At 41.0% G+C, this 11,489-nt stretch carries 6 protein-coding genes; 4 read left to right on the top strand and 2 right to left on the bottom strand.

Features of this window, described 5'->3' with window-relative positions; all coding sequences use genetic code 11:
- Positions 1-264 precede the first annotated feature (264 nt).
- From AADY36_RS04840 to AADY36_RS04830, 3 genes are all read left to right on the top strand, one after another.
- A complete protein-coding gene (locus AADY36_RS04840; RefSeq protein WP_342408594.1) occupies positions 265-2,937 on the top strand; it encodes a porin in 2,673 nt (890 codons plus the stop codon).
- On the top strand, positions 2,930-3,997 hold the full coding sequence (locus AADY36_RS04835; RefSeq protein WP_342408593.1) for a cytochrome-c peroxidase: 1,068 nt from the start codon (positions 2,930-2,932) through the stop codon (positions 3,995-3,997). Before AADY36_RS04840 ends, AADY36_RS04835 begins: the two co-directional genes overlap by 8 nt.
- 168 nt (positions 3,998-4,165) lie before the next feature.
- The gene (locus AADY36_RS04830; RefSeq protein WP_342408592.1) at positions 4,166-6,922 is read left to right on the top strand and encodes a cadherin-like domain-containing protein; all 2,757 of its coding nucleotides are present in this window, start codon (positions 4,166-4,168) and stop codon (positions 6,920-6,922) included.
- Positions 6,923-6,954: 32 nt separating this feature from the next.
- Here AADY36_RS04830 and AADY36_RS04825 read toward each other — a convergent pair whose 3' ends face one another.
- Both AADY36_RS04825 and AADY36_RS04820 read right to left on the bottom strand, forming a co-directional pair.
- A complete protein-coding gene (locus AADY36_RS04825; RefSeq protein WP_342408591.1) occupies positions 6,955-7,953 on the bottom strand; it encodes a helix-turn-helix domain-containing protein in 999 nt (332 codons plus the stop codon).
- The gene (locus AADY36_RS04820; RefSeq protein WP_342408590.1) at positions 7,937-8,854 is read right to left on the bottom strand and encodes a GGDEF domain-containing protein; all 918 of its coding nucleotides are present in this window, start codon (positions 8,852-8,854) and stop codon (positions 7,937-7,939) included. The genes AADY36_RS04825 and AADY36_RS04820 overlap by 17 nt, the downstream gene beginning before the upstream one ends.
- A gap of 284 nt (positions 8,855-9,138) precedes the next feature.
- Here AADY36_RS04820 and AADY36_RS04815 point away from each other — a divergent pair, with 284 nt between their 5' ends.
- On the top strand, positions 9,139-11,439 hold the full coding sequence (locus AADY36_RS04815) for a TonB-dependent receptor plug domain-containing protein (protein WP_342408589.1): 2,301 nt from the start codon (positions 9,139-9,141) through the stop codon (positions 11,437-11,439).
- Positions 11,440-11,489 lie beyond the last annotated feature (50 nt).

Below are 11,489 nucleotides of genomic sequence, written 5' to 3'. Positions count from 1 at the left end.
CTTTGCAAAAAGACAATGAATTTCATCTAATAAAATCCCAAACATAGAAACAGCGACCCTCTAGCTGATAAACGCCCCATTAATTATTTAAGTTTTCTGCATAAATAATAACCACAAATACAATTGAGATCTATTTTCATTCGTATTTTAATGGTAAAATCAGCCCACATAACACGCTAACTTTCTGCTAGTAGTGATTAAATATCATGCAGCTGCAGTTATTACCTAAGCTTTTTACCAGATCAACAATCAGGAGTTGTCACAATGCAAATACGCTATTTATCAGCGTGTTTGATGCTTTTACTTAATGCCCCATTACATGCTAACGAAGTAAAAGAGCAAACAATTAAGCCTCAATGTGAACCAAGTAAAGATCAGCACTGTAATACCGACGATATTGAACGCATTACTGTAAAAGGTCAGTACATAGGGATTGAGGTTCCTGAAGTAATTGGTCGAGCCTATCTTGATCGCAACTTTATTGAAGCAACTCCAAAAGGAAATGGCGATATTAACGAGCTAATTGGCTTACTGCCTGGCGTGTTATTAAGTGAAAGTCATTTCTCAATTGATAGTTTGGCAGAAGTCAGTGCCCCAGAAATAAGCATATCGGGTGCTAAGCCTTGGCAAACAGGTTTTATGATTGATGGCATGAACTACAACAATCGGTTAGATCCTGCTAGTTCTTCAAGGATCAGTGCATCAGAAAATGATGTCTATGGTGGTGTGCAAAGCATGAATGTTAACAGCCAATTGGTTGAATCAATTACAGTGTATGATCACAACATTCCAGCTGATTATGGTGACTTTTCTGGTGGTGTTATTGATGCCGAAACCATTTCACCCTTTTCTAAAGATACAAAGATAAGCTTAGGTGTACGTACTAACCAAAGTGATTGGGGGGAATATCACATTATCAGAGGTGAAGATAACGATAATCCGCTCGCAGAGCAAGAAGCACTTGAGCCGCCAGTATTTGAAAAAACAGATATCGATTTGATGCTGCAAAAGCGTATCAATGATAAACACGCCCTATTGTTCAATTTAAGTTTCTTAAAAAGTGATATCTCTTCTATTTCATTACAAGAAATGAAAACCGAGCACAGAGAAAATATCAATGGCTTACTAAAATATAGTTATCGTGATGGTTGGGTTGATGCGCTTGATCTAACGTTTTTATACGCCCCATACAAATCACAAAGCTTCCTCGATGACGTACTAGACAGTGACTATGAAATTGATGGCGGTAATACGGGCTTTATTGCCAATCTAAGTGAAGAAACCAGTTTAGGCTTTTGGCGTAGTGAGTTTAATGCTAGCCAAAGCGATAATAATCGCAGCGCCCCTGCGCATTTTTATCAATGGCTACAAGCTAAAGGTAAAGAATGGGGTCAGTATGCTGACCAAGAATCTAGCAATGAAAATTACACACCTATCTTATTCTCCAAAATAGGAGGTTATGGTAATTTAGAAAACACCCAAACAACCTTCAACTGGCGTAATTCATTAACCCTAAACCGCAAAAACTGGGGTAAAACAGAGCACGCCATCCGTATTGGTGCTGAATTGAATCATCAAAACGTAGAACGTAATCGCGCACAAAACTATTACAAATATGATTCACCTGTGCAGTACTCTTCAAGCCAAAACTCATTAAACTGTAGCGGTTATGCTATTGATTGTATTGAAGAAAGCTTTTATGTGGATTTAGATACCCTTGCCGAGCAACTAGGCGGCAGTATCGATTTTAATAACCCAGAGCACTTACTTGCCTACTCTAATAATGTAGCAAGTACGGCTCAGTATTTTAATTCACGTTTGGTCACACCCAGTGAACAAATAGACGTAAGCTTAAATAAAGCAGCACTGTATGCAACCGATGTGATCACCTGGAAGCAGTTTGAGTTTCAATTAGGGCTCAGATACGACTACGATGATTTTTTCAGAAATCACAATATCGCTCCTCGCTTATCAATGGGTTATGACGTATTTAACGATGGCAATACACTGCTTACCGCGGGTTTAAATCGCTACTATGATGCAGGATTATTAGCATACAAAATCAAAGAGCAACAAAAATTTTCCTACCGTGAGTACCGCCCTATTCAAAACGGTTATTTACAGGCTTGGCTTCCTTCTTCTTACACAGGTAACTTTCGCTATATTTTTGACGATGTGAAAAGCCCTTACGATGATGAAATTGCGCTAGGTCTTCGCCATGCCACAGAAAACTTTGGCAACCTATCACTGAAATATGTGAAAAGATTTAAACGTGATCAGCTTGCACGTAATGAAGAAACCAACTTACATAATGATGGTTATAAATACATTACTATGGAAAATACTGGCACAGGTGAAAGCGAACGTTACTCACTGTCTTGGGATGCAAAATTTGGCGATCACTCTTTGTGGGCTAATATCAGCTACAGTGAAAACTCAGAAAGTAATACTGATTACACAGCTACACCTGACAACACCCCTATTGAATCATTGGTTTATTATAAAGATCAAATCATTAGCTTATCTGAACTCAATACTATTAAAGCTAACTTTGGCCGTCCTGTTGCTGCAAACTTTGGTTGGAATACTTTTTGGACAGACAACTTATCGACTGGCTTAACAGCAACGTATTCTGGTAGCTACACCACAGCTGTGCTCGGCTCTGGTTCTGAAGTTATCGGTGTCGAAAGTGAATGTAGTGGCTGTGAAAGCATAAATACTGCTATTCCAATTTACAAAGACTATGAATATAAAGCTCGCGTGATGGTCTCGTTAAATACCAGTTGGGAGTATCAAATTACGCAAAAACAGTCATTACAATTACGTGTTGATATAAGCAACTTATTTAATGCTCGTACCTACTCTATTATTGAAGGAAAATCAGGTGTTGAACCTGGCAGAATGTTTTGGCTAGGAGTGACCTATAACTATGAATAAAGGGTTAATTTCAGTCGCTTGTGTTTTCTTTGCTTCTGTAGTTCATGCAGACACAACTCTGCGAGAACTTTATTCTGTGGAGCAAAGTCAATGGCCAGCCATAATGACAGCTAAAGAGACCCCTGCTGCGCCACTAAAACCGTTAAAAGCCAAACCTTTTAACCAAAGTGATGAGATCATTGCATTAGGTGAAAAGCTATTTAACGATACACGTTTGTCACGAGATAACACGGTAAGCTGCGCAAGCTGTCATGAATCTCGTTTAGCGTTTACGGATAGGCGTAAACTAGCTGTCGGCATTGATGGCCAAGTCGGTACTCGTAATACCCAGGCAATTATTGGCATTGATCATTGGCAAACATTTTTTTGGGATGGCAGAGCTAAAACAGCGACAGAGCAAGCTTTAATGCCTATCGAAAATCCCAAAGAAATGGACTCATCTATTCAGCAGTCGCTTGACAAAGTAAACGCTGCTGCAGATTACCGAGCCCCTATTTTCGCAGCGTTTGGTAATCAAACAATGAGCAAAGAGCAAATGGCAATAGCCATTGTTGCCTTTGAACGCACGTTTGATATCCCAGAGTCATTATTCACGCGGTTTATCGATAAAGCGCAAACCAATCCTAATGAAGCGGTTGCACTTTTAAACGATCAACAACTTGAAGGCTTACATCTATTTAGAACCAAAGCAAAATGTATGACTTGTCATGAAGGAGCTTTACTCAGCGACAATGAATTTCATGTTACGGGGCTGCATTTTTATGGTCGAAAACTTCAAGATTTAGGACGTTTTGATGCCACGCAAGACCCAGCTGATATTGGCAAGTTTAGAACACCTTCTCTACTTGCTTTAAAGCAAAGTACCCCTTGGATGCATACAGGCTTATTTCAAGGACTAGCTGGTGTTGTTAACTTTTATAATGCAGGCGGTGCAAGACCAAAGCCTAAGGGAAAGTATAAAGACGACCCAAACTTCCCTACAACCACTGACTTACTCCATAAGTTAGAGCTAGAAAAGCATGAGCGCGAAGCGCTTGTCGCCTTCTTAGAAATACTTTAAAAAATGGATGAGAATGACAACGCTCTCATCCATATAACTATCACTTCTTAGTTAGCTGTAATTCCAAAAAACACAACAACCAAATACAAATGAGATCTATTATTATTTTTGTTTGAGTGGTAAAATCCGTTCCGTTTTTAATATTATATGATTAACACGGGATATAAGATGAATAATAAGATCAAATACGCACCGCTAGTTATTGCGCTCGCTTTAGCAGGCTGTGGCGGTTCGCAGAGTAACAAAGCGCCAGAGTTTACAAGCAGCACAGCATTTACATTAGAGGAAGATACATCTTTCTCAGGTCAACTTGAGGCGACGGACGATGACTCATTGAGCTTCACACTCGCATCTGCTGCAAGCCATGGTTTATTTGCTCTTAATGCCAATGGCAGTTTCACTTATACCCCAAACGCTGACTTTGCTGGTCAAGACACAGTGACGGTCACAGCCAGTGATGGTAACTTAAATACGGATGCTGTTTTAACCTTCACAATCAATAATGTAAATGACGCTCCTGTATTAGTTAGTCAAACAGTGACGGTGACAACGTCAACGACAACACAAGGTTCATTAGTATTTAATGATGCTGATGGAGACGTAATTACTGTTGAGTTAGTAACAGCACCCGCTAATGGCACATTGCAGCTAGATAGCGACACAGGTCAGTTTACTTATGAGGCAGAAACACTCTCAGAAATAAACGACAGTTTTGAAATCGCTTTCACCGATAACAAAATAAGCGAAGCGATTACAGCTACTATTGAACTAACACCTTCATATGTGACAAATGAAGATAAACGCAATTTTTACTACAGCTCACATAAATCACACCTAAAGCAAGCAGAGGCAATCGGTAGTGAAATTAATGACGACAATTACTTAAATGAAGTAAATGCACAATTAGCTGTGGGTTATTTAATTGCTGGTTTTACTGACAAGGCTAATTCACATTTTGAAAAAATCACAACATCTCATGAAAAAGCATCGGCATATCTTGATGCAGCAGCTAAATTAGATGAATTACAACAAAGTGATGCAGCTATTGAGTACAGAGAATTAGCTTTTACGACATACAATCAATATATTGCTGAAAAAGGGTTAGAAAACATTAGCAGTAGCGATCCGAGCTTTTATCTATCTATTTCAAATCAATACAATAGCGCTGGTCAAACTGAACACGCACAAGCCATATTAGATACTATTTCTCTTTACGCCAGTAAGGTATGGACTGAAGAGTACAATAAAACTTACGCTAGATTTGTTTCAGCTGTAAAAAAAACAGCACTCGCTTCTGTAGAACAATATAGTGCGAGCCATACCGAAGCAGTTAGAAATGCAGGCCTTGCTGTAATAAAAACCATGGCAGATCTTGCCGAAAATATTGGGGCTTACACCCAACCGTCAGGAGATTACAAAGGCCAAAGCACAGAGCGTATGCGGGCATTGTACATGAGTTGGGCTGCCGACTATTATTTAAGACTCAATGATACTGAATCTGCTAAATATTATACAAATTTGTCATTGTCATACTATGGTGTAGTTGGCTTTGATAATAGCTATAGTTTTTCAGCAAGCCCTTACGCTGAAGCAACCCTCGCAACCTATACTTATCCACTTGAAGCACTTACAGCAACGATTAAAGCCCTCTATGATGTGGAGCTGGTAAATAACCCTGCCTATCAATTACTGACTAAGCAGGCCGATAAAGACGACGCAATTGAATACTCTTATGCGTATGAAATCGCAAATAAATTGCAAGCAGGACAAACTTTATCTGACGCGGTCAGTAACGCTAAAAACTACTTTATGGAAGGTGAAACTACCAATGCTAAAAGCTATTATCAAACCTTAATAAATGCATCGGCACAGCCTGGTGCTGCAGCCATTTTACAAACTCGTGGCGAAAATGAACTAGCACTAGAAGTCACTGATTATGCCCAAAGCATCCTAGCATCGCCTGAATATGTTTTATCTGTATCTGAATATTACATTATGGGTAAATTTGGATGTGGTGGCTTAGTACAATTAGCCCTTAACTTAAACAGCCCTGAAAAAGCAAAACTTTACGCAACAAGTTGCGCCGCAATGCTTGATGAGTACTTTTTAGAAAATGAAAACAACTTTTCAACAAATAGCAGTATCAGTGCTTTAAAGTCTCTTATTGCGACGTATGGTTTTATTGAAAACAACGAAGGTATAAGTAGTCTCGCCTCAAAACTGGATACACAAATTAGCTTATTAAGTAATAAACATGAACAAGCAGAAAAACGCTTGAAAGTACTTGGTTATTTGGTGAGAGCCGGCTTATTAGACACAGCTGTTTCGTGGTTAGAAACCAGCTTAGCCATTATTGATAGCGAAAAAGAAAATATAGATATTGAAGACTACACTGCTTTATTAGAGTCAGTTTTTGAGTCTGCTTTAAGTAATGAGTTGCTTAACACTGGGACTTTTGAGCAATATACACTTATAACAGCACTGTCTCGCTTTCAAGCAAACAACCAGCAATATGCTGAAGTATATGCAAATACGATGTCAGCACTTACAACATCTATCGACAAAGCAAAAGCTTATGTATTAACTCAATCAGATAAAGTAATACAAGATAACCTAGAAACCCTTGTGGCTGTGTACGCACAATTAGGTGACGATGAATCTGTAAACGAACTAATCAACCTTCCTGTTAATGCTGAAGCGGATAAATTACCTTTACTCACGTTACATGCGACTCTAAAAGCTCAAAGGGATGACTTTTCTGGTCAAGAAATTGCCAGTATTGATACAGATCATGACGGCAAACCCAACTTCTTTTTGCCTAATGTAACTGAACAAGCAATTTTAGAGTCTGGTCTAACGGCTGATGATGATGCTGATAATGATGGCATTTTAGATGAAAATGACATCACACCTATTGGTGAATAACACCCATAGCCCATGCAATAGCATGGGCTTTCTTACCCCTTCAATTGACTTGGCGTAAGCCCGGTCCAGCGTTTAAACGCTCGTCTAAAATTAGCAATATCATAAAATGATAAGCGCATGGCAACTTGCTCATTGCATTGCTCGCGCATGGCAAGTAGGTAAATCGCTTTGCGCTTACTTTGCTCATCATACAAGGTAGAAAAACGTACGCCATGAGCTTTTAATTTACGCTTGAAGGTTGCAGGGCTCATGGCAAATTGGCTAGCTACTTGGTCTAAATTTAACGCCGGAGTTTGATAAATTAATCGGCTTACGGCTTCCACAAAAGTGCTATTTGCAGAATTTAATGCTGCTAGTTGCGAGTTAATTTGTGAGAACCTAAAACTACTAAACGCGGGGTTAGTGAGCCTTAGGGCGTCTTTATTCAATACCCAACGGGTTATAGGCTTTTCAAAAGCGACTTTAAGACCTAAATGCTGCTCGTATTCTTGGCTATGTCTGGCGCGTTTATAGGCAAACTCAAACTGACAAGGGACTCGCTCACCTGCCACTTTTTTTAGAACTTGGTAAAACGCGGCGCTGTAAATTTCCATAACATACTGGCTTATTTCATCATCCAAGCCCACAGCATTTTGCAGCACAATGTAATACTGCTCGTTATGCACATAACTGTAACTAAATAACAAAGGTGCTAATTGTATGCGTAAATTGTGTAACTGTTTTAAAGCTTGGCCGATGTGCTCAGAATTTAACACGCCTTGGGCGGCAACAGAGGTATCGTTTGCTAGTTGACTGCCTAATAAAAAACCGCTGTCGGCGGACTTCATCAACTGCTTAAACTGCGTCAATAAGCGCACTTGCTGTGAAATACTAAACTGATGCTGCACACTCATTAAGTCTTGCTCAAACACCCCTGTGCCTCTGAGTAACTTATGTAGTGCAATGCCGCGACTTAAGGCCAGCTCCACCAGCGTGGTGATCAGTCCCTGTGCGGTGAGGTATTTGTCATCTTGATTAAGATACGGCTTCACAATGGCTGACTCTTTGTTGTTTTTGTTGTTGTAACTTAGCGTGTAAACGTGAGCTTAAACTTTGTGGTGTATCGCCTTGTATACTGCCCACTAAGGCAGCTGTTACATATTGAAACTTTGCGTGTTTTTCGCCTTCGACCTTAAATGCACAATGGCTCAGCGCCGAGGTAATTTGCGCCACCAGTTCTTTTGCTTGTACTGCGCTGGTGTTTGGCATTAGCACCATAAAGCAGTCTCCTGCATAGCGGCATACGACATCGCTAAGGCGGCAATTCATCAATAAAAGTTCGCTCACTTCACGGAGTAAGCGGTCGCCTTCGATAAAACCAAATTCAGCGTTAAAATCAGCAAAACCGCGAATATCAATGGCGGCTAGTTGCAATGGCTGTGGCTCACTTAACTGCTCTTTTAGTACATCTTGTAAGTAATCAGCCTTATACAGCCCTGTTATTGAGCACACTAATTCATGCTCACGATGCTGTGCTTCACGGCGCTTTAACTGCCTGTTAAGGACGTATTGCTCTTGATGCCACTGATAAAGTCCAAGACTTGTGAAGATCATACCTATCGGCGCAGGCAATGATTCAATCCAAGTAAGCCAAGTATTGGTTGGTTGATGTAACCACTCATCAAATAAATCAAGGGAAGCTGAAAACATAAAAAGCCCAAGCCCAAGCACTAAAAAGCTGGTGACTTTGCCCGGCGGCCTCGAAATAAGCAGCGCAGCTATCCAAGTAAGGGTCATAAGCACAATGCCACCCTCGCCTAAAATATCTAACCATGCGATATCGGCTAGAGGCTTTAACTCTCCTGCTTGCGCGCTTAGCAAAAACGCAATCACAAACAAAGCAATAACGGCATTGGTTAAAAATCGATGATGAGTAAAAGGGTTATATCGCATTCTCAGTACCTAACAATAATTCACGCTGCCATGCTAACTCGTTAGCGTTTAAAGCAGCAGGGTCATATTAGCTCAATGATGTGACAGCAAAACGACAGTCAAACCTTGTTAAACCCTTTAAGTACTATAATTGCCTTAAAAAGATGGGGTTATTGCAGCTCAAAAGTACTTTTAAAACCCTCTAATCACTTGTTTTTACTGGTTGTTAGCGATTTTCTGTCACATTTGCGTCATTTAAGCTGCGTACTTTGCTCATCAAACCAAGGACAACCAGGAGCAAACCCATGAAACAATTTAAAACGAAGGCGTTAGTAAGCGCCCTCGCCTTATGCCAATTTGCCGCTTACGCACAAGACGAACAAAGCAGCGATGAGAAAAAAGTAAAAGTCTCTGAAGAGCTTGTTGTATATGGCGAGATTGGTTATCGCAACCGCTCACAAGAGCTAGCACCGACGCTTGAATACTCACAAGAATACTTTCAACGTTTTGAACCGCTGACTGCCGGTGATGTATTAAAACGTGTACCAAGTGTGACGTTTTTATCAGATGTTTTAGAGTCTGATGGCGCGCGTATGCGTGGCTTAAGCCCAGCTTACACAAAGGTGCTTATCAACGGTGAAGAAGTACCTGGTGCAGGTGCTGACCGCTCATTCTTTGTTGACCGTATTCCTGCTGAGCTAATTGAGCGTGTAGAAATTATTCGTGCTTCAAGTGCAAACCGCTCTGCCGATGCCATTGCCGGCACGCTAAACATTGTATTGCGTGACGGTTACAGCCTAGATGGTGGTTACCTTCGTGCGGGTGGCCTGCGTTATGACGATGGCGAATTAAAAGAAAGCTTTGCAGGTGTTTACGGCACTGAGTTTGCTGGCGGCCGTTTACTACTAGGTGCGAACTTACAAGGTCGTTATAACCCAAAACAAAAATCAAGCCTACGCTATGGCGACAGCCCAGAGAATAACGCTAATTACAAAACCGAAGAATTCGATAACCGCGAAGATCAATCAGATATTCGCGACGGTGACGACACCTCGCTAAATGCCAGCTACGAAATTGCTTTTGATGATGGCAGTAAGTTTGATATCAGCGCGATCTGGGTTGATACCGACCGTACTGAAGATGAGCGTTCATTTGAATATGACGACCCAACAGCAATTAATAACTCAATTGTTGAAGGCGGTAACCTTGAGACCGACAACGCCAATGTGTCTTTCATCGACCAAACCAACTACAACATCAACTCGGGTTATGAGTTACCCCTTTTTGGTGGCACCAGTAAATTCAAACTTGGTTTTGCAAGCTTTGAAGAGTCTGTTTACGAACAAGAAGTAGAAATCGATACCTCTGAACTACCTATGGTATTTGAGGAAGAAGAAGAAACCGTAGACCTTGATGACAAAGAATGGTCATTACAATGGCAACATAGCTTGTTTGCAGGCGAGAACAAAACCATACAATTCGGTGCCTTTGTACAAGGTAAAGAGCGCGATACTGCGGTTTATCAAGCCGAAGGTGAAAGTGAACAAAGCTTTACTAGCTGGGATCAGTTCAGCAAAACACCTCTGTCACTGGCAGGCTTTGACAACGAGTTTGAAGCAGCCGCCGGTGGCGTCAATAAACTCGAAGAAGACCGCCTAGATGTATTTGCATTAGTTAAGCACGAAGACCAAGACTTCTCGTGGGAGTTAGGTGTGCGCTACGAAACAACCGACTCAACCATTACTGACAAAGCAGAAGGTGTAAGCGCTAAAAACGATTATGACTTCTTCTTACCATCGGCACATTTACGCTATAACGTCTCTGAAAACGGCCGTGTTAGTGTATCGGTTGCACGTAGCTTACGACGCCCTGACTTTGATTACATCACCCCTGCTCTACTTGAAAAAGAGTTAGGCGATAACGACTTTTTAGGTAACCCAGACCTACAACCAGAATCATCGTGGGGTATGGACTTAGGTTATGAGTATCGTTTAGGTAAAAGCGGTGTCGTGGGTATTAATGTGTTCTATCGCGATGTCACAGACCTCATCGAAATAGCCAATACAGGCCAACAAGGCTCAGAAGGTGATGGTACTTACATTTTGCAACAGCGTAACACCGGTGATGGCAACGTAAAAGGTATCGAGCTTGATTTATCAACGCCGCTAAGCGCTATTAGCATGCCAAACACCGGGGTATTCTTTAACTACTCATGGCTTGATTCAGAAGTAGATGACACTTTCGGTAGCCGTAAATTCAACGACCAATCTGACTACGTGTTTAACGTTGGCTTTATTCAAGATCTACCTGATTTAGGGGCTTCGTTCGGTGCAACTTACCGTAAACAAGGTGATGCTTATGGTCGTATCGTGGGTGAAGAAGTAACCACACACTACGGCGCAGACCTTGAAGTATTCGTAGAAAAACGCTGGCAAGACGTCACGCTTCGTTTAGTGGGCTCAAACCTATTAGATGCAAGCAAAGACGAAACCTTTAACAAGTTCGACACGGTTGATGACCAAATCAACCGCGACTTTGACGAGTATGAACTGGAGTCTGAAGAAGCAGGCCCTGTTATTCAGTTAATGCTGCGCTACGCGTTTTAATACACATAAGAGTTATTAAGGCAGCGCATTGCTGCCTTGTAGTATATTTG

The sequence above is a fragment of the Pseudoalteromonas sp. D15MCD-2 genome (genome assembly GCF_038562745.1).
Taxonomy (GTDB): Bacteria; Pseudomonadota; Gammaproteobacteria; order Enterobacterales; family Alteromonadaceae; genus Pseudoalteromonas.
This window is presented reverse-complemented; position numbering and strand designations above follow the sequence as displayed.